This window comes from Pseudomonas graminis (genome assembly GCF_900111735.1).
GTDB lineage: Bacteria > Pseudomonadota > Gammaproteobacteria > Pseudomonadales > Pseudomonadaceae > Aquipseudomonas > Aquipseudomonas graminis.
The window spans coordinates 24,088-46,766 of the sequence record NZ_FOHW01000013.1 but is presented as its reverse complement, the minus strand read 5'-3'; the positions used below and the strand labels follow the sequence as shown (position 1 = coordinate 46,766).

Genomic DNA, 22,679 nt, shown 5'->3' with positions numbered 1-22,679 from the left:
CCGCAGCCCCTCCTAAAGCACCCTCCGAACGAGCTGAAAGCCCGTTATCGACCCGGTACGACCGCCCGCTTTTCATCGAGAGGCGACAGGGACGTCAGCGATCGGACAGGGCTATGGAGGCCGTCTTTCATGTTGAGCTTGAGTTTCAGAAATCCCGCCGAAGCGGCGCTGCTCCTGCCGCCAACGGCTGCGTCAAACCCCCTCGGCACTGACGATCCGCAGCAGAGCCTCAGCGCCGCCGATCAGGTGCGTCAGGGCATCGAAGTGCTGCTGTCACCGGACGCGCAGAAAGCGGCGAAGAAGGGCGACAAGAACGCCGACATCGACGCGACGCACTTGCCTGACCGGATCAAGGAGCAGCTCAAGCTGATCCGCTCGATTCAGGAACGCATCGCCAAACGCATGCAGGACATGCAAGCATTCATGAGCGACCGGTCGCTGTCGCCCCGTGCCCGGGAAGGCAAAATGCGCCAGTTGCAAATGGAAATCATGGCCATGACCAGCTCGCTGATTCAGGCCACCAACCAGCTCAATCAAGCGATGCAGCAGATGCATCTGTCACTGGCCGACCAGACCCTGGCCGGCACCCTGGTCAGTCCGCAAAACCTTCAGTCCTGATCCAGCAGACGCGGCCCGGCGCCTTGCTCGCCCAGGCTGTCGCCGAAGTTACGCAGCGGGCAGGCTTCCATCGACAGGCAGCCGCAACCGATGCAGCCATTGAGTTGGTCGCGCAGGGCGGTAAGGCGGTTGATGCGTTCATCCAGATCGGTTTTCCAGCGCTCGGACAGCCGGGTCCAGTCGTCAAGGCTGGGCGGGCGGTCCTGGGGCAGGGTTTGCAACGCGGTCTGGATCGTCGCCAGCGGAATCCCCAGGCGTTGTGCGGTTTTGATCAACGCCACCCGACGCAGCACGTCCCGGGGGTAGCGACGCTGATTGCCAGCGTTGCGCTGGCTGCTGATCAGGCCTTTGGCTTCGTAAAAGCGCAGCGCGGTGATGGCCACGCCGCTGCGCGCGGACAACTGGCCGACGGTGAGTTCGCGGGCGATGGGCGGGGTGTCCTGGGTGAGCATGCAATATTCCTGTATCCCGATTGGCGCTTGACCTCCAGTTAACTGGAGGTTTTATCCTGCGCAGCATCGCTTGCCCGGCTCGGCCTGGCAAGTGGCGCACCGGCGCAAGAAACGTATGGGGACATGCCGGTTGGCGCAGCATCCTGTTCAGCAACATCCGTCATCCGTGGAGAACGTTCATGACACCAGCAGCCGCTCATCTTCCGTTCAGTCAGTTCGTCGAGTTCGCCGTCGACCCGCGGCATCAGGCCGGGCTGGTCGAGGCGCTACACGAGCGTTTCGAGCAATTCACCTGCACTTATCCAGGCTTTGTCCGCGCCAGTGTGCAGGTCAGCGAAGACCGCCAACGGGTGCTGAGCCATGTGCAATGGCTGTCCAAGACCGACTGCGAGCGCGCGTTCGAAAACGCCGAGCAGGGCGAAGGGGATTTTTGGGAGTTGACTCGCCGACACCGGGCGACGTCGATGATCTTCAACGCGTACGAAGTGGCGGGGGAAGTCGTGGGACCGCGTCAGGGATGAGCGCAGTCCCACCGGTTGCATCGCTGCAGGTTCACACCGACAAGTGCAGCATCCGCTCACCCTGGGTCTGCTCACCGGGGCGGCGCTTGTTGACGGCCAGTTCGCCGATCTTGATCAGCCGCGCGCGCACGACATTGCGGCTCAACCCCAGCAGCTGCGCGGTGTGCACCTGGTTGCAGTGGCTGAAGCGATAGGCCGCGCGCAACAAGGCGTCTTCGACCTTCTCGTGCAGCGCGCCGGCCTGCTCCTCGAACAGACGCTGGAACGCCCGGGACAGCAGCGCTTCGGTCGAGTCATCCACGGCGGGGGCTGAATCCTCCTGACGCTCGAGGCGCAGGTTGGACAGGCGCAGATCGCTGGACTGGATCACGCCGTTGCGGCAGATCAGCAGGGTGTGGTGAATGACGTTTTCCAGCTCGCGAATGTTCCCCGGCCAGCCGTAGGTGCGCAGCTTGTGCTCGGCATCGGCGCTGATCTGGATCGGCCCGCAACCCAGACGCTGGCTGTAGACCTCGATGAAGTGCCGGCTCAGCGGCATGATGTCCCCCGGCCGTTCGCGCAGGGTGCTCAGCGCCAGATTGACGACGTTCAGGCGATAGAACAGGTCTTCGCGAAAGTGCCCGGCGTTGATCGCGCGTTCCAGTTGCACGTTGGTCGCGGCCAGCACCCGTACGTTGATCGGCGTGCTCTTGCGCGAGCCCAGCCGCACCACTTCGCGCTCCTGCAGGACACGCAGCAGCTTGACCTGGATCGCCAGGGGCAGATCGCCGATTTCATCGAGAAACAGCGTGCCGCCGTTGGCTTCTTCGAACCAGCCGGCCTTGGCGGTGAGGGCGCCGGTGAACGCGCCTTTTTCCTGGCCGAACAGCTCGGCTTCCACCAGCGATTCAGAAAACGCACCGCAGTTGACGGCCACGAACGGCTGGTGACGGCGGCTGCTCAGGTTGTGGATGTGGCGCGCCACCAGCTCTTTGCCGGTGCCGGTTTCGCCGATGATCAGCACGCTGGCATCGCTGGGCGCGACTTGTTCAATATGGGCCAGCAGCGCCTGGGATCTCGGGTCCTCGAACACCTGCGCGGTGGCGCGGATCGAGGTGGCCAGGGCCGGCGAGGGCGGAAGGGTCAATAGCTGCATGGGGATCACTTGTGGTTGGAACGGTACGCTGGCGGTCATGAAGGACTCCTCGTCGCGATGGCAATTGTCGCGATGGCAAATCAACCGCTTCCCACGCGCTGCGCGGTCGCGCGGCAAACAGGTGTGTAGGAGTGAGCTTGCTCGCGATGGGTCACTTGAAGCAGGGGGGGCGGATGGATCTGCTATCGCGAGCAAGGTGGAGCGCCACCCCGGTCACTCCTACAAGGGGGTGCGGTGAAACTTACTTCTGCGGCGGCAAGTCGTTGGCAATCATCTCGCCGAACGGGCCGGTGAGGTTGGTGATGCCGCGGCCTGCCAGGCTGCGATACGGCTCGGGCAACAGCGGGAACACCAGTTCGGCGAAGCGGTAGGCTTCTTCCAGATGCGGATAGCCGGAGAAGATGAAGCTTTCGATGCCCAGGTCCGCGTACTCCTTGATTCGCTCGGCGACTTCCTGGGGATTACCGACTAGCGCTGTGCCCGCGCCGCCCCGCACCAGGCCGACGCCGGCCCACAGGTTGGGGGCGATCTCCAGGTTGTCCCGCCGGCCGTCGTGCAGTGCGGCCATGCGGCGCTGGCCTTCGGAATCGAAACGCGAAAAGGATTTCTGTGCGGCGGCGATGGTGTCGTCGCTGATGTGCTCGATCAAAGTGTCGGCTGCTTTCCAGGCTTCTTCGCTGGTTTCACGGACGATCACGTGCAGACGGATGCCGAACTTGACCGTGCGACCGTTGCGCGCGGCGCGCTCACGGATGTCCGCCAGCTTCTCGGCCACTGCCGCAGGGGGCTCGCCCCAAGTGAGATAGACGTCAACCTGCTCGGCGGCCAGTTCATGGGCCGCCTCGGAAGACCCACCAAAATACAGTGGCGGATAGGGCTTCTGGATCGGCGGGTACAGGGCTTTGGCGTTCTGCACCCTCAGGTGCTTGCCTTCGAAGTCCACGGCTTCGCCCTGCAACACGCGGCGCCAGATCTTCAGGAACTCGTCGGTGACTTCGTAGCGCTCGCTGTGATCGAGGAAGCTGCCATCGCCACGGTTCTCGTCCGGATCGCCACCGGTCACCACGTTGATCAGCAGGCGCCCGCCGGACAGACGATCCAGGGTTGCGGCCATGCGCGCGGAAACCGTCGGAGAAATGATCCCCGGACGAATCGCCACCAGGTAACGCAGACGTTCGGTCAGGGGCACGAGGGCCGAAGCGATGACCCAGGAGTCTTCGCAGGAACGGCCGGTTGGAATCAGCACGCCGTGGTAGCCCAGATCATCGGCGGCCTGGGCGACCTGCTTCAGGTAATTGAGCGTGACCGGGCGCGCGCCCTTGGTCGTGCCCAGGTAATGGCCGTCGCCGTGTGTCGGTAGAAACCAGAAAACATCCATGAGAAATCCTTCGAGCGGAATCGGTGGGCCGTGACAAGTGCACCCGTTATAAAGGCTCCGATTTATTCCGTAAAAGAACTGAATCCCATATTTTTATAACCGTTAGTGATATGCCCGGTTTGTACGGATCCGAGGGCGGATGCGAATGCCTGAGTGGCGAAGAACCCTGTAGGAGCGCGCTTTGTGGGACCGGCTTTAGCCGGGAAGGCGTTGCGCGTCACGCCGGAGGATTGAGGGTCTTTACACAGGCCTCTTCCCGGCTGAAGCCGGTCCCACTAAAAAGCACCGGGCAAAAAAACAGGCGCCGAAGCGCCTGAAGAAGAGTACGGGAGACTCTGCGAAATCAGAAAATCTGGGTGAACAGCCAGTACAAACTGCCCGACAACAGGATCGCGGCAGGCAGGGTCAGTACCCATGCCATCGCCAGGTTGCGCAGGGTGCGCATCTGCAAGCCGGAGCCGTTGGCGACCATGGCGCCGGCCACCCCGGAAGACAGAACGTGGGTGGTGGAAACCGGAAGTCCATACATGTCCGCCGCGCCAATGGTCAGCATCGCGACGACCTCGGCCGATGCGCCCTGGGCGTAGGTCAGGTGGGTTTTGCCGATCTTCTCACCGACGGTGATCACGATCCGTTTCCAGCCCACCATGGTGCCCAGGCCCAGTGCAATGGCCACGGCTACCTTGACCCACAGCGGGATGAAGCGTGTGGCGGTATCGATCTGCTGTTTGAAGGTGTCGACCTTGGCCTGGGTGTCCGCGTCGAAGTTGCCGACCTTGTTCTTGTCCATCAAGCGTATGGCTTCGGAGGTCAGGTACATGTCGTTCCGCACGTTGGCGGTGGCCTCGGCGGGCACCTTGGCCAGCGAGCCGTAACTGGCGACCTGATCGCCGATCTTGCCGGCCATCACCGCCAGCGCCGGCACAAGCTCCGGTGTCGCCTGCTTGTCGCGGATGTAGACCGACAGCGTCTGACGCGAATCGGCCGGCGCGGGCAGCGGCGACGCTTTGCTCAGGGCCTGTTGCGTGACTTGGGCGACCGCCGCGAACTGCACCGACTGATCGGCCGGCATGGCGCGGTTCAGCGCGTAGGCCATTGGCAGCGTACCGACCAGAATCAGCATGATCAGGCCCATGCCTTTCTGGCCGTCGTTCGAACCGTGGGCAAACGACACGCCGGTGCAGGTCAGGATCAACAGACCGCGAATCCAGATCGGCGGCGGCTTGTTGCCTTCCGGCGCTTTGTACAGCGCGCGGTTCTTCACGAACATGCGCAGCGCCATCAGCAGCAGCGCGGCGCAGGTAAAGCCCACCAGTGGCGAAAGCAGCAGCGAATAACCGACCTTGGTCGCCTGGGACCAGTCCACGCCGCTGGTGCCGTCGCGGCCATGCATCAAGGCGTTGGCGATACCGACGCCGATGATCGAGCCGATCAGCGTGTGGGAAGAAGACGCCGGCAGACCCAGCCACCAGGTGCCGAGGTTCCACAGGATCGCCGCGATCAGCAGGGCGAAGATCATCGCGTAGCCCGCCGACGAGCCGACTTGCAGGATCAGCTCGACCGGCAGCAGCGCAATGATGCCGAAGGCCACGGCACCGCTGGAAAACAGCACGCCCAGGAAGTTGAACGTTCCCGACCAGACCACGGCGAAGTTCGGCGGCAGGGAGTGGGTGTAAATGACCGTCGCGACGGCGTTGGCGGTGTCGTGGAAACCGTTGACGAACTCAAAGCCCAGCGCAATGACCAGCGCCACGCCCAGCAGAATGAACGGGGTCCAGGTCAGGACCACAGTGCCCAGGTCATCCATGTCCTGCTTCAAGCTGTAACCGGTGTAAAACAGGCCCAATACCAGCACGACGAAGAAAATCACCATCGTCATCACGCCAGGCTTGCGGCCGAATTGAGCACTCAGTCCGGGCCCCTGTTGCAGAGGGCGTTGAGCCAGTGAGGGGGTTGCCATGGGTCGCGATCCTGTTGAGGGGGGATGGCAGACATGATCATTTCAAAATGTGACAAAAATGCGACGTGGATCAATTGATGCGTGGATTGATCGAGATCCAGACCAGCGGATGCGTTGTCCAGACCGGCTCTCAGTTCCGCAGACGGATACCGCCAGTATTAAAACTCGCCAGCTTTTAAAGTTTGGCTATTTAAGTCATCGCGAATTGTTCTAACCATTCGTCCATGATGACGGGAAATCTGAAGCCTCATGAGCTGAATAGGCTAGTGTGAGAACGAGGCTAGGTCCTCACTCAATTTATCCAATGATGTTACTTGCTAAGGAATGCAATCATGAGCGCCAAAGATAAAACTCAACACTCATACAATAAACCCTACGTGACAGGGAAGAGTCCGAACGATGTTATTGAACGAGACGATACTTTCACGGTTGAAGTAGTGACTGATCAAATTCAGATCTACAAGTATCTCCTTTGCCTGATTTACGACAATGGTCGTCCTGCTTCCGCCGATCCAGTACTGATTGCGCCGGAAAAGCCCGTTGGTCCCCAGGAGCCAATCAAATCTGGACTCGTAAAGCTGCGGCCCGATGTCGAGGCCGGCAAGGTTACGGCTTACTATAGTTTTATCCATAACACCAAGGATGCCGAGGACGCCGAGAAAAAATTCAACAAGTTGATCGCAGAGGGCATGGATCTCAGAACATTCATACCAGAGAACAGCTTTGAAGGTGACAGCTATATTGTTAATCAGCGAGCTTAGATCCCGGCTTTCTGCGGCATAAGTTCGCCCCACTCAACATAAGTCTGACTTCTCACCCTTACCCATGACGGTCGGGGCGGGTCGTCAGATTTATGATTAACGGCGTTTAATACTCCCGACTTTTTCGAAATGCCCAACGTCCGGCGATAAACGTAAAGGTCGCTACCAGCGCCACCAACACCCAGAACCCGTGGGGATCACTGGCCAGTGGAATTCCCCCGACATTCATCCCGAAAAAACCAGCCACGATATTAATGGGCAGCGCCAGCACCGTAACCACCGTCAAGGTGAACAGCGTGCGGCTGCTTTGTTCGTTGAGGTTGGCGGCGATTTCTTCCTGCAGCAGTTTGATCCGTTCGCCGAGGGCCGTGAGGTCGCTGATCACCAGCGCCGACTCTTCGGTGGATTGCCGCAGTTCTTGCAAGTCGTCTTCCAGCAGCCATTGCGGCGGTCGGTGCAGCAGGCGCATCAGCGAGCCGGGCTCCAGGGCCAACAGCCGTTGCAAACGCACCAACACCCGACGCATGGCGCCCAGTTCCGAGCGGTTGTTGCTCAGGCGTTGGGAGAGGAGTTGGTCTTCGATTTTGTCGACGCTCAGGCTGGTCTTGCGCATGAACTGACTCAGCACGTCGCTCTGGTCGCGCAGCAGGTGGGCGAGCAGTTCGAGGGGGGAGCGGAAGGTTTCGCCCTGTTTCACTGAAGAGCGCAGCCGGTCCACCGAGCGCAGCGGCTGATGGCGCGCGGAGATCATCAGGTTGCTGCGCACGCAGACCCACAACGTGGCGATGTCGGTGGAGACGCGGTTGAAGTCGAACACCACGTCGTTGACCACCGCGAGCAGGGCGGAGTCGACGTGTTCTATGCGTGTGGAGCGTGAGCCTTCGTGCAGCGCTTCGAGAAACTCGTCGGGCAGGTCGAGGTTGGTTTTCAGCCAGCGTTCGCAACTGGCGTGGGTCAGGTTCAAGTGCAGCCAGACGAACTCGTCCGGCGCGGTTGGCTGGCGCAGGCATTCCAGCGCGGCTGCCGAATCCAGCTCGCGGCCAGGTTCGCCGGGGCGGAAGCGGAACCCGTACAGCAAGCCAAACAGATCGGAATCCAGATGGTGGGCGATGCGTTGATTCATGAAGGCTCGCAGACGGAAAGTGCCCCGCAGGGCACGAGATCGAAAGCGGCATCATCGCAAGGGGTTTTGACAGTTTTGTGACGATTTGTATCAGATGATTACGATTTGATCGCGGTCATTGTAGGCGCCTGCTTGCCCCGCGAGCGGCGACGAAGTCGTCGTCAACCCAGACGCCGCACTGTGTGAAGCAGGCACAGTTACAGCCATTTACGACGGGTTTCCCGCCGATCGCGGGACAAGCCACGCTCCTACAGGTGACAGCTAGACCATGGACAACCGCGTCTTGCGCAGCGGCGCCGGCCATGAGGAATCAATCAGCAATTCATCCTCAATCGACAGTTCGATATCAACCGCCGCGGCGTTCAATTCCAGGTGATGGGGCGTGACGGCCTTGGGAATGGCGATTACGCCGTCCTGCCGCAGCACCCACGCCAGACTGATCTGCGCCGGGGTGGCGTCGTGGCGTTCGGCGACTTCAAGAATGGCAGGGTTCATCAGCAAGTTGCCCGCCTGGCCAATCGGGCAGTACGCCATCAGCGGCATCCGCGCGGTTTGCATCCAGGGCAGCAGGTCGTATTCGATGCCGCGTTCTTCAGGGTTGTACAGCACCTGGTTAGTGGCACACCCGCCGCCGAGGCCTAGCGCGTCGAGCTCCAGCAGGTCGGACACGTCGAAATTCGACACGCCCCAGCGGCCGATTTTGCCCGCTTCACGCAGGCGCTCGAAAGCCTCGACGGTTTCATCAAGGGGGTATTGACCGGGCCAGTGCAGCAAATACAGATCGATGTAGTCGGTGTTCATGCGCTTGAGGCTGCGCTCGCACGCCGCCGGAATGCCTGCGCGGCTGGCGTTGTGCGGGTAGACCTTGCTCACCAGCACGACCTCGTCGCGGCGCCCGGCAATGGCCTGGCCGACGACTTTTTCGGCGCCGCCTTCACCGTACATCTCGGCGGTGTCGATCAGCGTCAGGCCCAGGTCGATGCCCAGTTGCAGCGCCGAGACTTCCGCCTCGAACTGATGGCGGTCCTCACCCATGTGCCAGGTGCCCTGACCGATAACGGGGACGGTTTTGTCTGCCAGTTCAAGCGTGCGCATCGGGGGTGCCTCCGGGCGTATAGGACTCAATGATTAAGAATCAGGCAGTACCGGCTGGCAGGGGTTCAATCTCAAGCGAATTCGCGGTCTGTTAGTGGAATGCGTACCCATTGCAGGACCGGCTTCAGCCGGGAAGAGGCCCGATTGAGCGACATCAATTTTGCGGTGTGGCGACCGACGCCTTCCCGGCTAAAGCCGGTCCCACAAAGAGTGCGCGCCAACCCGCGAGAACTTACTTATGCCCGTTCTCCCAACCCCCACCCAGCGCCAGGAACAGGTCAATCTGCCCCATTGCCACCTGGGTATTCGCCGCCGCCAGTTGCGCGGTGATGTCGGTGTAGGTGCGGGTGGCTTGCAGGTCGGCGAGGAAGGATTCGCGGCCGGCGAGGAAGAACCTGTGGGTCTGATCCGCAGCCTGTCGCGCCGATTCCTCGGTTTCAATCAGCGCATCGCGGCGTTCCAGCAGCGCGGTGTATTGCGACAGGCCGGTCTGGGCTTCGCGGATGGCATTCAGCACCACGCCATCAAAACGCGCCAGCGCTATCTGGTTTGACGCTTCGGCGATGTGAATCCGCGCCCGTGCGCCATTGGACGGGATGGTCCAATTGATCACACCGCCAAAGCCCCAGCGGTTGGTCGACGGATCGCCCAGTTCATCCAGAATCCCCACGGTACCCACCGTCGCGCCGATGCTGATGTCCGGATACAACTCGCCGGTCGCCACACCAATGGCCGCCGTCGACATGGCCAGCCGGCGCTCCGCCTGACGCACATCGGGACGACGCTTGAGCAGCGCGGCGCCATCGCCCACCGGCATGACTTGGGCGATGTGCGGCAGCTCGGCGCATTCCGCCACCCCTTTGGGCAGTTGGTTCAGCGGACGGGCGAGCAGCATCGACAGGCGATACAGCGCCGACTTCTGCGCCGCTTCGTAACGCGGCAACTCGGCACGCAGCGAGCGGAATTGGGTCTGCGAGCGCGTCACCTGGGTTTCGTCACCACGGCCGGCATCGCGCAGGCGCTGGGTCAGGCTCAGACCCTGTTTCTGAAGGTCCAGGGAGTGCAGGGCAATGTTGCGTTCTTCATTGGCGGCGCACACTTGGGTGTACGCGCGGACCACATCGGCCACCAGCGTGATGCGCGCGGTGTCGGCAGCCGCCTGGGTTGCGTCGGCATTGGCCTGGGCCGCTTCGATGCCGCGCTGCAGCACGCCGAACAGGTCGAACTGATACGAGGTGGTCAGGCCGACGTCACCGACATTCGCCACCGGGACTTTTTCCGGCAGCAGATAGGCCTGACCGGCTTCCTGCAAGCGCTGCGCGCCGGCCTTGGCCGTGCCGCTCCAGCCGCCCGCCGCATCGGCCTCGCTCATCTGAAAACGCGCCCGTTGCAGGTTCGCCGCCGCGACGCGCAAATCGGTGCTCGACACCAGCGCCTGACGCACCAGCGCGTCGAGTTTCGGATCGTGATACAGCCGCCACCAGTCAGCCGGCACCGGCGCCGACACCACATTTTTCGATGAGCCGGCCAGCTCGCCCTGCAGATCGGGGCGATTCACGGCGGCTTTATCGGGCAACGAGTAATCCGGGCCGACCACGGTGCAAGCCGACAGCAGCAAGCCCATGCCCACGGTCAGCAGGCGTGCACGGTGTTTCATTTCGGCGCTCCTGGCTGGACGGGATCATTGCCGGCATCTTTGTCAGCGCGGGCGTCATCGATGATCGACACCGTCGCCGTGCGCCCGGCAATCATGCGGAAGTCCGCCGGCACGTCATCAAACGCAATGCGCACCGGAATCCGCTGGGCCAGTCGCACCCAGCTGAACGCCGGGTTGACGTTGGGCAGCAGGTTCGAGCCGCTGCTGCGGTCGCGGTCTTCGATGGCGGCGACGATGCTCACCACATGACCATGCAGGCGCGCGTTGTCGCCGATCACGCGGATGTCCACGCCGGAGCCGATGTGAATCCCGTCCAGCTTGGTTTCTTCAAAGTAGCCGTCGATGTGGAACGAGTTGCTGTCCACCACCGACAGCACCGGACGTCCGGCGCTGACGAATTCGCGGTCGCGGGGCGCGCGGTCGTTGAGGTAGCCGTCCACCGGGCTGCGGATCACCGAGCGGTCCAGGTTCAGTTGCGCCGAATCGACGGCCACCTGCGCTTCGTTCAGGGCCGACAGCGCGCGGGCTTCCCTGGACTGGCTTTCTTCCAGCTGCTCGCGGGCGACCAGATTGCCGAGGCTGCGGTTGCGACGGTTCTCGCGCTGGGCCTGTTCCCAGGTTTCCTTGCGCTCGGCAACTGTCGCCTGGGCCTGGCGCAAAGCGAGACGGAAGCGGTCCTGGTCGATGGTGAACAGCAACTGGCCTTTCTTGACCGGTTGGTTGTCGCTCACCGCGACTTTCTCGATCAGACCCGAAACGTCCGGAGCGATCTGGATCACGTCGGCGCGGATGTGCCCGTCGCGGGTCCAGGGCGCGTACATGTAATACATCACCATGCGCCAGACGACGATCGCGGCAAGGGTGACAACCAGCAGGGTCAGGACCACGCGGCCCAGCGTCAGAAGAGGTTTTTTCATTTCATCAGGTATCGACTTAGGGTATCCACGACGCCGAGCAGCAGAGCGTATAGACCGACGTTGAACAAAGCCCGGTGCCAGACCAGGCGGTAGAAGCGGGCGCGCGTCAACACGGCGTGCACCACCAGAAAAATCAGGTAAGCGATGCCCATCAGCACCAGAAAGGTCGGCAGGAAAATCCCGCTGATGTCTACGTCACCGATCATAACGGCGCTCCATCGATGCCATAGGGCGGTTGTTCTTCCTGTTCGGCGAGCACATCGACGATCTCCACGCCCGGCAGCAGCGCCAGGCGCAAGCCACTGAGGGCGTGCAGCAGATTCATCCGCGCGTCGTCGTCGCCCACGCCGTTGAAGGTCAGGGCGCGGCGGGCGCGGTCCATGGTCATCAACAGACCTTTAGGGGCGGGCAAACGCTCCCGGGCTTTCAGGCAGTCCCGAAAGTGCGCGCCGACTTCGGTCGCCACCTGGCGCAGCAACTGACGCGGCGCCGGGTCGACCCGCGGCATGTACGCCAGCAAATCCAGCATGTTCAGGGCGACCCGCGCTTCGCGCAGTGCACTGGTGGAATCCTGCGCGGTGATCGCCAGGCGCGGCAGGTGCTGCATCAGCCGGTCAAGCATGCGTACACCCATGTGCCGGTGATCGGCCAGGGTGGCGTCTTCGCTGAGGGAGACGATGTCGCGCCAGCTGAATCGGGTCAGACGCCTGGCGGCCACTTCAGTGCCGAACGGCCTGACGATCAGCGTCCAGACGAAGGCGAATGCCAGACCCGCAGGGCCGGCCAGGTTGGAATTGACGAAGTTGACGAAGTCGGCGTCGTAGGCGCTCTGGATGCTGATGAAAGATGAGGTGTTGACGATGGTCAGCAGCGTGCCGAGGTAGAACTTCGGCTGCACGGTCAGGGTGCCGACGCAAATGAACGGCACCGAAAACGCCAGCACCAGCATCGGGAAGTCGTGCAGGTTGGGCAGCACCACGAACAGGTAGAGGCTGGCGAAGATCACCGACATCATGGTCCAGAAGAAGAAGCGGTAGATCTGCGGCGCCGGGTCGTCCATCGCCGCGAAGAAGCTGCAGGACACCGCCGCCAGCGCCACCGCGCTCGCGCCGTCCTGCCAGCCGAGCAAGATCCACAGCACCGACGCGACGATGATCGCGCTGACCGAGGTCGCCACCGAATACAGCATCATGCCGCGATCAAGAAACGGCGACAGTCGGCCCAGCCGCCAATGGCGATACACCGCACGCCACGACGAATGATCGTCGGTCTCGATGGCGTGCTGCAGGCTGCGGCAGTCCTGCCACAGGTCGATCCACTCGCGCAGGCGATACAGCGCGTTCGACAGCAGCAGGTGCCGGCGATCGTCGATCTGCGCAGGGGTGGGTTGCAGGCGGTCGAGTTCGGCGTGCAAGGCTTTCCAATACGCGATCGGTGCACCTTCGGCGGTCTGCTCGACCCAGTCGCGGCACTCGATCAGCAGCGGGGCGAGGTCGGCGACGTGCTCAGGCGAACGCCGCTCCAGCGCCCAAAGGGCATCGTCCAGGGCATCGATGACCGGCAGCAGGTGAATCATCCGTCCGCGCAGTTCCTTGGCGTTGCGCACCGTCTGGCGATGGGCGCCTTCGTGGGGCAACTGGCCGATCATCAGCTCCAGGCTATTGAACGTGCCGACCATGGCCGTGCGCAGACCGCCGACCGCTTCTGGCGTGGCGCTGCGGGACAGGAACAGGTCACTGTAGGTCGACGCGTCCTTGAACCACTTGCCCATCGCATCGACCAGTACCGGGGCCAGCCGACGCGGCCAGAACATCGCGCCGACCACGGCGGCGCAGACGATGCCGAGGAAGATCTCCTCGGTGCGCGAGACGGCGATGTCGAACACCGCCTGCGGGTTGTCGACCACCGGGAAGGAAATCAGCGGCATGGTGTAGCCCGCCAGCATCAACGCGTAGCTGTTGGCGGTGCGCAAATGCAGGGAGAGGAAGAGCAGGGTACCGGTCCACAGCGCGATGACCACCGCCAGCAAAAAAGGCGTCTGCACGAACATCGGCACCAGCACCACCGAAGCGGCGGCGCCGAGCAGCGTGCCGGCGGCGCGGTACAGCGCCTTGGAACTGGTCGGCGCCACGAACGGGCTGGAGACGATGTAGACCGTCGCCATCGCCCAGTAAGGGCGGGGCAGTTCCATCATCAGCGCGATGTACAGCGCCAACATCGATGCCGCGAAGGTGCGCACGCCGTAGAACCAGTCGCGGCCCGGCGGTACACCGTCGAAAAAGCCTTTGAATCTGGCGCTCAAGATGACGACTCCGGCGCCGTCGGCGTGGCCTGGGCGATGGCGGTGAACACGCGCAGCGTTGCTTCCAGGTCGGCGGGGTCGACGTGGCTGAAGATGTCGCGGCGCAGGCGGATCAGCTCTCCCTCGATGGCGTTGGCTAAAGCGCGGCCCTCATCGGTCAGGCTCAACGCCTTGGCGCGGCGGTCGGTGGGGTCTTCGGTGCGTTGCACCAGTCCGGCTTTGCACAGTTGATCGAGCAGGCGCACCAGTGACGGGCTTTCCAGCCCGCAGGCCTGGGCCACTGTCACCTGACGCACGCCTTCACCGAGGCGCGCGATCATCAGCAACGGGCCGGCGCAGGCTTCGGTGACGCCCACATTGATCAGCGTGGTCTGGCAGACGCGACGCCACTGCCGGGAGGCCGCTACGACGCCGCCGGTAACGCGCATTTGCAGGGTGTCAGGGTTCATGAGAAGGCCATTGAAACGGTATGGAAGGTTGGTTAGGGCCTGAATGATTAGGCGCTGCATTATTAGGTTGCTAACTAATAATATCTTGTAACACTGTGTGGCCGTCAAATGGAATCTACCGCGGGGTGCCGGGCGGATTGTCGCAGCAGGCTTTTTGCAAGTATCCAGCAGCAGAGTAAGGGAGGCGCCAGATGCCTCTCCTCGCCGAGCAGGAGGGCGCGGGACACCGGACCAGTATTTTTCCCATACCGTCTGTCGGCTGAGCCCTCGCTGGCTGAACTAATTTTCTGGGCGTCGTCTAAGCGATCCTCCAAAAAAATGGCGCCAAATTATTAGCCTTCCTCCCCGGTTTCCGCTGGTTGGGCAAAACATGAGGTCAATGGGCCACTTCGGCTCGGTAGTGGCACTGTGCTGTCTTTGGGCGCTGCTTGCGGGGGTTTGGCGGTTTCTTGACTCCGGGGCCCACTAAAGATCAAACGGTTCAGCCGATAGCAAAGATGACGGGAACGGCAGTGACAGGCCTGTTCCAGACACCTTATTTGCTGTGCGCCTCGCGCACCATGAGTGCACCCATGATTGATCTCGCCATCTGGAATCTTTCTATACCGGTCGGTATCGCAGCCGCCACCATCGACACGCCAAAACTCGTCGGCGGTTACCAGGATGGTTACTTCCGTTCAGGGGACACTTTGTTCTTCTGGGCGCCGGTTACAGGGTCAAGGACTGACAATGCCAAATTTCCCCGCACCGAACTGCGTGAAACCTACGCCAACGGTGCGGTTCACAACTGGACTTACTCTGACGCGGACAACTTCCTGCGTGCGGCGCTGACCGTGGACCAAGTGCCTTCTTCGGGCAAAATTGTCATCGGTCAGATCCACGCCTATGGCAGTACCGAGCCGCTGCTCAAGCTCGAATACCAGTACAAGGAAAAAACCAAGACCGGCAACCTCGTGGTGAAGTACCGCTCGACGCCGACTTCCGAGCCCGAAGTCATTCAAGTGGCAACCGGCGTGCTGCTCAAGCAACGCTTCACCTACACCATCCACCTGACCCAGGCCGGCAACCTGACCGTCAATGCCTACGACATGCAGTGGGGCGCCAAGCTCGACCTGTCCTGGAAGGGCAAGCCGCTGTATTTCAAGGCGGGCGTGTACACCCAGGACAACGCCGGCTATGCCACCGAAGGCGGGGCGGCGACGTTCTACAAACTGCAGGCGACCCACGACAAGAAGGCCTGAGGTTTTCGGTGCGGATGCGGGAGTGATCAGTTAGCGGCACAGCCCGGAATATTGGCCGACACAAAACCCGTGTAGGAGCGCGCTTGCCCGCGAAGGCGATATGCCTGTGCCATCAGTGATGCCTGACCCACTGCTTTCGCGGGCAAGCGCGCTCCTACAGGCGCCTCGGCCTGGCAATGGATTTACGGGTAGCGCAGATTCAAATCTGCTGCTGCCTGCCTGCGGGCTGGCGTGGAAACACCAGCCCGAAACAGATCCGCCCCGGCGCAGGCTGGTTCACCGCCGCTTCGCCGTCATGCAGCTGCATGATCGCGGCGACGATCGCCAGGCCCAGTCCATTGGAATCGGAGCTCTGGTGACGTGAGGCGTCGCCGCGATAGAAGCGGTCGAACAGTTTGCCCAGGGTGGCGTCGTCCAGTGTCGGGCCCTGGTTCTCCACTTCGATGCGGAAGCGCTGGTCGCTCTCTATCACACGAATCTTGATCTCACTGCCTTCATCGGCGTACCGAATCGCGTTCGCCACCAGGTTGCTCAGCGCCCTGCGCAGCAACAAGGGATCGGCCTCAATCCGCCCGTCGCCTTCGGTGTGCAGGGCGATGTCACGCTCTTCCGCCAGCCCTTCGAAATAGCCCGCAACCCGCTGCATCTCGTCCGCCAGATTCAGCGTCTGGCGACTGAGCGCAGCTTGTGCTTCATCGGCCCGCGCGAGGAACAGGATGCTTTCGACCATCCGCGAGATGCGTTCCAGCTCCTCCAGATTCGAGGCCAGCAACGCCTGATATTCATCTTCCGTACGCGGTTGTCGCAACGCCACCTGACAATGCCCCATCAACGAACCCACCGGTGTGCGGATTTCATGGGCCAGGTCGGCGGAAAACTGCGTCAGTCGCTGATAACCATCGGCAAGCCGGTCGAGCATCGCGTTGTAGGCCTCGCCCAGCTGCTGCAATTCCACCGGGGTGTCGCGGTTGTCCATGCGGCTGTCCAGTTGCGCCGGAGTGATGGCCGCCGCATGGCTGGCCATCCTGCGCAGCGGCCGCAGACCCCGGCGCAGCAACACGTAACCCAGCAGCGCGGTCACCATGAAGGCTAGCGCCACGGCAAAGAGGATGCGGTTACGGAAACCCGCCAGGGTCGCCATTTCCTTTACCGCGATGTGCGCAGCTGTCAGGTGCACAAGCTTGCCGCCGGACACCGCCTCGACCGTCGCCGCGCGCATCGGCACCCCTGAATCCAGCATGCCGCTGCGCATGTCGGCCACGCTCAGCGGCATGTTGGCCGGTACCACCGGCATCGTCGGCAACGGCGCGTGCAGCGGGTTGACCATGATCACCGCAGGCTTGCCCGGCTCGGCGATGATGAAAATATCGTCCTCGCTGTCGAGCATGTTCTCGAACAGTTGTGGGCTGCTTTGCAGCGTGGTCAGCGTCAGGTCGTATTGCAGCAGTTTGCGAAAGTGATCCAGCCGCGCCAGCACCGCATGGTCGCTGCGAGTCATCACCGCGCCTTTCATGGTCTCGTAGAGATACATGCCGGCGCCCGCGACGGCGAGCATGGCCACCACCGAAAACGCCAGGGTCGCGCGCAGGGTCAGGGATGGCTGGCGTCGGGCTCGCATGGCCGCACCTCGCAGACGTAACCGATGCCGCGCACGGTGTGGATGAGTTTGCTCGGGTAGGGCGTGTCGACCTTGCTGCGCAGGCGCTTGATGGCCACGTCGACAACGTTGGTGTCGCTGTCGAAATTCATGTCCCAGACTTCCGAGGCGATCTGCGCCCTCGACAGCACGTCGCCCTCGCGGCGCAGAAACAGATGCAGCAGCGCGAATTCCTTGTTGGTCAGGGTGATGACCTGTTGCTGGCGCGTGACCCGACGGCGCAGCAGGTCCAGTTCCAGATCGGCCAGATGGAAATGATCGGCCTCGCGCACCACTCCCCGACGCAGGATGGTGCGGATGCGCAGGAGCAATTCGGTGAAGGAAAACGGCTTGACCAGGTAATCGTCGGCGCCCAGTTCGAGGCCGCGAATGCGGTCCTGCAACTGATCGCGGGCGGTGAGAAATAGCACCGGCACATCCTGTTTTGCCCGCAGGATTTCGATGATCTGCCAGCCGTCGATGCCCGGCAGCATGACGTCGAGCACCAGCAAATCGTAGCTGTGCTCAAGGGCCATGTGCAGGCCGTCGGTGCCGTGCTGGGTCCAGTCGACTTTATAACCGGACTCGGTGAGGCCCTTTTTGAGGTACTCGCCGGTCTTGGTGTCGTCTTCGATAAGCAGAATGTGCATCGTCGGTCAGGCTCGCTTCACGTCACTGGCAGCGTCGCCGGCGTGGGGTGCCGGATGGTTTATCAGATCGGCCCGGAACAGACGCGCAGGGCTGCAGGCCGCGCCGGATGTGGAGTGTAACCAACGGATGGCGCGCGGTCGGTTACATTTTTGTCATTGATTGCCCCTTAGGCCGACACGCTCAGCGGCGGTGTGCTTGAATGACAAAAATGTAATCGGGCGGTCATTGTCGGGTGCCGGTTACGGGTACAGGATGGCCGTCATGCAACACACATGACCCTCAGCTTCAACTTTCCCCAACTGCCTCAAGGAATTCACCGATGAAGATGAAGACAGCCCTGACCACCACGTTCGGCATGCTGATGCTCAGCGCCGCCGTCATGGCTTCCGCCGCTGGCATGGCCTCCGGTGACATGCCGGTGGTCAAGCCACTGCGCGGGACGGTCGACAGCGTCGACAGCAATACCCTGAACTTCACCACCCGTTCCGGCGCCCATCAGAGCATCGGCCTGACCGACAAGACTGGCATCCGTCTGGTCTCCAAGACTGACATCGCGTCGATCAAAGCGGACAGTTTCATCGGCTCCGCCGCGACTCCACAGGCCGACGGCACGCTGAAAGCCCTGGAAGTGACCGTCTTCGAGCCAAGCCTGAAAGGCAGCGGTGAAGGCCACTACGGTTGGGAAAACGCTGACGGCAGCACCGGCACCATGACCAATGGCACCGTCGGCAAGCTGAGCGGCAAGGCCAACGGCCGTACCCTGAGCGTGGGCTACAAAGGCGGTGAGAAGCAGCTGGTCGTGCCGGAAGACGTGCCAATCGCTTACGTGCAGCCAGGCAAGGTCGATGAGCTGGTCAAGGGCGCGAAGATCGTCGTGTTCCCGGGCGAAGACGGCAAGACCGCACGCGGTGTCGCGGTCGGCAAAGACGGCTTCCAGCCGCCGATGTAAGCGGGTTGCGGCGTCTCACGGCGCCGCTTTCACCGAATCCGTGATGAGTCTCGCACCATGAAAAAAACCAGAATTCATCCATGGCCCATCCGCCTGACGCACTGGATCAATGCCTTTGGCATGGTCTGCATGTTCATGAGCGGGTGGGGCATCTATAACGCGTCGCCGCTGTTCCGCTTCTCCTTCCCCCGGGATTTCACCCTGGGCGGCTGGCTGGGCGGCGCGCTGGCGTGGCACTTCGCCGTGATGTGGCTGTTAGTGATCAACGGCCTGATCTACGTGCTGTATGGCCTGTTCACCCGGCATTTCAAGCGCGACTTCCTGCCGGTCACTCCCACAGCGGTCAAGCGCGACATGCTCGACGCCCTGCGTTTTCGTCTCAAGCACGAGAAGGGCGTGTACAACGCCGTCCAGCGCCTGATGTATTGGCTGGTGCTGGCCGCCGGCGTGTTGATCGTGCTGACGGGGCTGGCGATCTGGAAGCCGGTTCAGTTACAGGAACTGACCGCCGTGTTCGGTGGATACGACTTCGCCCGTTACGTGCATTTTGCGGCGATGGCATTCATTGGCGCGTTCGTGGTGGTGCATCTGGCGCTGGTACTGATGGTGCCGAAAACCTTGATGCCGATGATCACTGGCGGTACGCGTGGGATTGAGAGCGGGAAGGTCGAGCATGATTGAGCCTAAAAAACGCGCCATTGCGCGCATCAAGCTGGAGCCGGCCCAGCAGATTCAGCTGGAGAGCCTGCAGCGTCGGCATTTCCTGAAAGGTGGGCTGACGGTGGGCGCGATGGCGATGCTCACCGGTTGCAACCTGCAGGACGGCGATCAGGTGGATAAGGTGCTGTGGAGCATGTCGCGCTGGAACGACCGGGTTCAGGCCTGGCTGTTCAGCGGGCAGAAGCTGGCGCCGACCTTTAGTAAGGATCAGGTCCGTAATCCGTTTCCGTTCAATGCGTTTTACAGCGAGGACGATATTCCGGAGCTGGACACGGCGGACTGGAAGTTGGGTGTGTCGGGGCTGGTGCGGGACAAGGCGCCGTGGACGCTGGAGGGGTTGCGCAAGTTGCCGCAGCGCAGCGATATCACGCGGTTGATCTGTGTGGAGGGCTGGAGCGCGATCGGGCAGTGGGGCGGTGTGCCGTTGCGGACGTTCCTGGAGCATGTGGGGGCGGATACGACGGCGAAGTTTGTCGGGTTCAAGTGCGCGGATCGGTATTACTCGAGTCTGGATATGCCGACGGCGTTGCATCCGCAGACGTTGCTGGCGCTGGATTTTGCGGAGGTGGCGCTGCCGCCGGAGTATGGTTATCCGTTGCGGGTAAGGGTGCCGACGAAGCTGGGGTTCAAGAATCCGAAGCATATCGTCGAGATTGTGGTGAGTAATGAGAATCCCGGGGGGTATTGGGAGGATCAGGGGTACAACTGGTTTAGCGGGATCTAGTCTGGCTTTAGATCTTTGAAGCAAGATCAAGATCAAGAGCGTCTGCCTGGGGGCAGACTGTTTCGCCTTCGGCGAGTTACTTGGAAAAGCACCCCAAGTAACCAAGGGTGCTTGCTCCTGGTTGGGTTCTTCCTTCGTCGGGGTTCCTTCACTTCGGTGTCGCTCCGTGGGCCCGCGCCGAACGGACATCCATGTCCTGACGGCGCTCTCGCCGCATCCATGCGGCTCGGCCCACTCCGCGCCGTCTGCGTTCAGCCTGCACCCAAGTCGCGATTGGCGGTGTCTGGACTTTCTGTGTACGAAGATCAAAAGCAGATCAGAAGCAGATCGACAGCTTCCCGGCTGAAGCCGGTCCCACAAGGGTACGCGGTGTTTAGTGGGACTGGCTTTAGCCGGGAAGGCGTCGAGCGTCACGCCGCAAAATGGATGGCGAGCACACAGGCCTCTTCCCGGCTGAAGCCGGTCCCACTGAAGCATGTGAGGGGTGATCGTTCCCACGCTCCGCGTGGTAATGCACCCTTTGACGCTCCGCGTCGGGGTTTTCAAGGTCGGTTGAGGGGTTCCTGAGGGCATTCCCTTCAATATCCCTTCTTCGGCAATGTTTCGAGCTTTGTTAGGCTGGTCTCGAAGCGGGCCATGGTGGACCGCTGTTTTCAAGGGAGCGGCAATGACTTCCATCAGCACCGCAGCGCCCGTTGTGCCGGGGCGGCTGGAGCAGTTTTCGACGCGGATCGCGTTTTTCATTACCGGGTTCAGTATGTCGGCCTGGGCGCCGCTGGTGCCTTACGCTAAAGGCCGTCTGGGGCTGGATGACGCCGGGCTCGGGTTGTTGCTGTTGTGCCTGGGCATTGGTTCGATCGTTTCCATGCCGCTGGCGGGGGCAATGACGGTGCGTTATGGCTGTCGGCGTTTGATCGTGATGACAGGCGTCATCGCCTGTTTGTGTCTGCCTTTGTTGGCCACCCTCAGCTCGGTTCCGCTGATGGTCGTCACGCTGTTTGTCTATGGCGCGAGCATGGGCGCGCTGGGTTGCGTGACCAATATTCAGGCGATCATCGTCGAGCGCGCCAGCGGCAAGACCATGATGTCCGGGTTTCACGGGCTGTTCAGTTGCGGCGGGATTCTGGGGGCGGCGGGGGTGTCGGCGTTGTTGAGCGTTGGCGTCTGGCCGTGGCTGGCGATGGCCGTCGTTGCGTTGTTTATTGCCCTCGCGCTGTATAAAGCCGCGCCTCACTTGCTGCCCTATGGCAGCGAGCCGGGCGGGCCGGCGTTTGCGATTCCCCGGGGTGTGGTGCTGTTCATCGGGTTGATGTGCTTCACGGTGTTCCTCACCGAAGGCGCGATGCTCGACTGGAGCGCGGTGTTCCTCAGCGCCCAGCGCGGTGTCGAGCCGTCTTACGCAGGGTTCGGTTATGCGGTATTCGCGCTGTTCATGGCCATCGGGCGCCTGTGCGGCGATCCAATCGTCCGGCGTCTCGGTGTGCATAAGATCATCCTGTTTGGCGGGCTGTGCGCGGCCGCCGGGATGACCGTCGCGACCCTTATTCCGGTTTGGCAGGCGGCGTTGTGCGGCTATGCGCTGGTAGGAATCGGCTGTTCAAACATCGTGCCGGTGTTCTACAGCGCGGTCGGTCGGCAGAAAACCATGCAGGAGAATGTCGCAGTGCCGGCGATCACCACATTGGGCTACATCGGGATTCTGATGGGGCCGGCCGGCATCGGTTTTGTCGCCCACCTCAGCAGCCTCGGCGCGGCGTTCATGATCATCGCCGTGATGCTGCTGGGCGTGGCGATCAGCGGGCAGTTCTTGCGGGTGTGAAGCCAATAACGGGGGTCAGCTCGGCATCATCGCAAAACCCACGCCGAAGCGGTTCCAGGCGTTGATGGTGGCGGCGGCGAGGGTGATGCTGACCACTTCGGCTTCGCTGTAATGGGTGAGCAGCGCTTCGTACTGATGCTGCGGCGCGCGGTGCACGGGCAGCAAGGTCAGGCTTTCAACCCAGGCGAGTACGACTTTTTCCTTCTCGGTGAAGAATTCGGTTTCTTCCCACACGCTGAGGGTCTGCAGGCGGGCCTCGGTTTCGCCGGCCTTGCGTGCGTCATTGGCGTGCATGTTGACGCAGTACGCACAGCCGTTGAGCTGCGAGGCACGTAGACGGATCAGCTCCAGCAGCGAATGGTCCAGCCCGGATTTGCTCAGCGCGGTCTCCAGACCGACCATGGCTTTGTAGGCTTCCGGCGATTTCTGGGCCCAGGCGATTCGGGTGTTCATGGTGGGTGCTCTCTTCAAAGTGGCCGGCGACAGCCGCTGGACGTGGCGAGATGTTACGCCGGCGCTGGGGCACGCCGAATAGCCAATGAAGGAGGTTTGCGGGAGACCAATTACGCCG

At 62.1% G+C, this 22,679-nt stretch carries 22 protein-coding genes; 8 read left to right on the top strand and 14 right to left on the bottom strand.

Annotated features, from left to right (window positions below):
* Window positions 1-129 precede the first annotated feature (129 nt).
* On the top strand, window positions 130-618 hold the full coding sequence (locus tag BMY98_RS11950) for a hypothetical protein (protein ID WP_074889166.1): 489 nt from the start codon (window positions 130-132) through the stop codon (window positions 616-618).
* On the opposite strand, the gene soxR is transcribed toward BMY98_RS11950, so the two are convergent.
* Entirely contained in the window at window positions 609-1,070 is a 462-nt protein-coding gene (soxR, locus tag BMY98_RS11945; RefSeq protein ID WP_074889163.1) for a redox-sensitive transcriptional activator SoxR, read from the bottom strand. The two genes, BMY98_RS11950 and soxR, sit on opposite strands and share 10 nt — an antisense overlap.
* 179 nt (window positions 1,071-1,249) lie before the next feature.
* On the opposite strand from soxR, the gene BMY98_RS11940 reads away from it, so the two are divergent.
* Entirely contained in the window at window positions 1,250-1,591 is a 342-nt protein-coding gene (locus BMY98_RS11940; protein WP_074889160.1) for an antibiotic biosynthesis monooxygenase, read from the top strand.
* A gap of 31 nt (window positions 1,592-1,622) precedes the next feature.
* On the opposite strand, the gene BMY98_RS11935 is transcribed toward BMY98_RS11940, so the two are convergent.
* The 3 genes from BMY98_RS11935 to BMY98_RS11925 form a co-directional block, all read right to left on the bottom strand.
* Window positions 1,623-2,726: a sigma-54 interaction domain-containing protein gene (locus BMY98_RS11935; RefSeq protein ID WP_074889375.1), complete on the bottom strand. Its 1,104-nt coding sequence runs from the start codon at window positions 2,724-2,726 to the stop codon at window positions 1,623-1,625.
* Window positions 2,727-2,967: 241 nt separating this feature from the next.
* Window positions 2,968-4,104, bottom strand: coding sequence for an FMNH2-dependent alkanesulfonate monooxygenase (ssuD, locus tag BMY98_RS11930; RefSeq protein WP_074889157.1), 1,137 nt, complete (start codon window positions 4,102-4,104; stop codon window positions 2,968-2,970).
* A gap of 343 nt (window positions 4,105-4,447) precedes the next feature.
* Window positions 4,448-6,064, bottom strand: a complete 1,617-nt coding sequence (locus BMY98_RS11925) for an inorganic phosphate transporter (RefSeq protein WP_074889154.1) — start codon at window positions 6,062-6,064, stop codon at window positions 4,448-4,450.
* A 332-nt stretch (window positions 6,065-6,396) separates the two neighbouring features.
* Between BMY98_RS11925 and BMY98_RS11920 the strand changes: the two genes are divergently transcribed.
* A complete protein-coding gene (locus BMY98_RS11920) occupies window positions 6,397-6,825 on the top strand; it encodes a hypothetical protein (RefSeq protein WP_074889153.1) in 429 nt (142 codons plus the stop codon).
* A 106-nt stretch (window positions 6,826-6,931) separates the two neighbouring features.
* On the opposite strand, the gene BMY98_RS11915 is transcribed toward BMY98_RS11920, so the two are convergent.
* The 7 genes from BMY98_RS11915 to BMY98_RS11885 all read right to left on the bottom strand — a co-directional run bounded on the left by BMY98_RS11915 (window position 6,932) and on the right by BMY98_RS11885 (window position 14,368).
* On the bottom strand, window positions 6,932-7,948 hold the full coding sequence (locus BMY98_RS11915; protein WP_074889150.1) for a transporter: 1,017 nt from the start codon (window positions 7,946-7,948) through the stop codon (window positions 6,932-6,934).
* Window positions 7,949-8,209: 261 nt separating this feature from the next.
* Window positions 8,210-9,043 (bottom strand): aldo/keto reductase, encoded by an 834-nt coding sequence (locus BMY98_RS11910; protein WP_074889147.1) that lies wholly within the window; start codon window positions 9,041-9,043, stop codon window positions 8,210-8,212.
* Window positions 9,044-9,275: 232 nt separating this feature from the next.
* Window positions 9,276-10,700: an efflux transporter outer membrane subunit gene (locus tag BMY98_RS11905; RefSeq protein ID WP_074889144.1), complete on the bottom strand. Its 1,425-nt coding sequence runs from the start codon at window positions 10,698-10,700 to the stop codon at window positions 9,276-9,278.
* The gene (locus BMY98_RS11900; RefSeq protein WP_074889141.1) at window positions 10,697-11,617 is read right to left on the bottom strand and encodes an efflux RND transporter periplasmic adaptor subunit; all 921 of its coding nucleotides are present in this window, start codon (window positions 11,615-11,617) and stop codon (window positions 10,697-10,699) included. The genes BMY98_RS11905 and BMY98_RS11900 overlap by 4 nt, the downstream gene beginning before the upstream one ends.
* The gene (locus BMY98_RS11895; RefSeq protein ID WP_065988670.1) at window positions 11,614-11,823 is read right to left on the bottom strand and encodes a DUF1656 domain-containing protein; all 210 of its coding nucleotides are present in this window, start codon (window positions 11,821-11,823) and stop codon (window positions 11,614-11,616) included. The genes BMY98_RS11900 and BMY98_RS11895 overlap by 4 nt, the downstream gene beginning before the upstream one ends.
* A complete protein-coding gene (locus BMY98_RS11890; protein ID WP_074889138.1) occupies window positions 11,820-13,919 on the bottom strand; it encodes an FUSC family protein in 2,100 nt (699 codons plus the stop codon). The genes BMY98_RS11895 and BMY98_RS11890 overlap by 4 nt, the downstream gene beginning before the upstream one ends.
* Window positions 13,916-14,368 carry a MarR family winged helix-turn-helix transcriptional regulator gene (locus tag BMY98_RS11885; RefSeq protein ID WP_074889372.1) on the bottom strand — a complete coding sequence of 151 codons (453 nt, stop codon included), beginning with the start codon at window positions 14,366-14,368 and terminating at the stop codon, window positions 13,916-13,918. The genes BMY98_RS11890 and BMY98_RS11885 overlap by 4 nt, the downstream gene beginning before the upstream one ends.
* Before the next feature lie 572 nt (window positions 14,369-14,940).
* Between BMY98_RS11885 and BMY98_RS11880 the strand changes: the two genes are divergently transcribed.
* Entirely contained in the window at window positions 14,941-15,609 is a 669-nt protein-coding gene (locus BMY98_RS11880) for a polysaccharide lyase family 7 protein (protein WP_074889135.1), read from the top strand.
* A 199-nt stretch (window positions 15,610-15,808) separates the two neighbouring features.
* Here BMY98_RS11880 and BMY98_RS11875 read toward each other — a convergent pair whose 3' ends face one another.
* Together BMY98_RS11875 and BMY98_RS11870 are read right to left on the bottom strand one after the other, a co-directional pair.
* Window positions 15,809-17,227 carry a heavy metal sensor histidine kinase gene (locus tag BMY98_RS11875; RefSeq protein WP_074889132.1) on the bottom strand — a complete coding sequence of 473 codons (1,419 nt, stop codon included), beginning with the start codon at window positions 17,225-17,227 and terminating at the stop codon, window positions 15,809-15,811.
* On the bottom strand, window positions 17,200-17,895 hold the full coding sequence (locus BMY98_RS11870; protein WP_074889129.1) for a heavy metal response regulator transcription factor: 696 nt from the start codon (window positions 17,893-17,895) through the stop codon (window positions 17,200-17,202). Before BMY98_RS11870 ends, BMY98_RS11875 begins: the two co-directional genes overlap by 28 nt.
* A gap of 326 nt (window positions 17,896-18,221) precedes the next feature.
* Between BMY98_RS11870 and BMY98_RS11865 the strand changes: the two genes are divergently transcribed.
* From BMY98_RS11865 to BMY98_RS11850, 4 genes are all read left to right on the top strand, one after another.
* Entirely contained in the window at window positions 18,222-18,845 is a 624-nt protein-coding gene (locus BMY98_RS11865; protein ID WP_074889370.1) for a hypothetical protein, read from the top strand.
* A gap of 57 nt (window positions 18,846-18,902) precedes the next feature.
* Window positions 18,903-19,526 (top strand): cytochrome b/b6 domain-containing protein, encoded by a 624-nt coding sequence (locus BMY98_RS11860; protein WP_074889126.1) that lies wholly within the window; start codon window positions 18,903-18,905, stop codon window positions 19,524-19,526.
* Window positions 19,519-20,289 carry a molybdopterin-dependent oxidoreductase gene (locus tag BMY98_RS11855; RefSeq protein ID WP_074889123.1) on the top strand — a complete coding sequence of 257 codons (771 nt, stop codon included), beginning with the start codon at window positions 19,519-19,521 and terminating at the stop codon, window positions 20,287-20,289. Before BMY98_RS11860 ends, BMY98_RS11855 begins: the two co-directional genes overlap by 8 nt.
* 667 nt (window positions 20,290-20,956) lie before the next feature.
* Window positions 20,957-22,108: an MFS transporter gene (locus BMY98_RS11850; RefSeq protein WP_074889121.1), complete on the top strand. Its 1,152-nt coding sequence runs from the start codon at window positions 20,957-20,959 to the stop codon at window positions 22,106-22,108.
* Window positions 22,109-22,123: 15 nt separating this feature from the next.
* Here the strand turns inward: BMY98_RS11850 and BMY98_RS11845 are convergent, their stop codons facing one another.
* Window positions 22,124-22,561, bottom strand: a complete 438-nt coding sequence (locus tag BMY98_RS11845) for a carboxymuconolactone decarboxylase family protein (protein ID WP_074889118.1) — start codon at window positions 22,559-22,561, stop codon at window positions 22,124-22,126.
* Window positions 22,562-22,679: the final 118 nt, after the last annotated feature.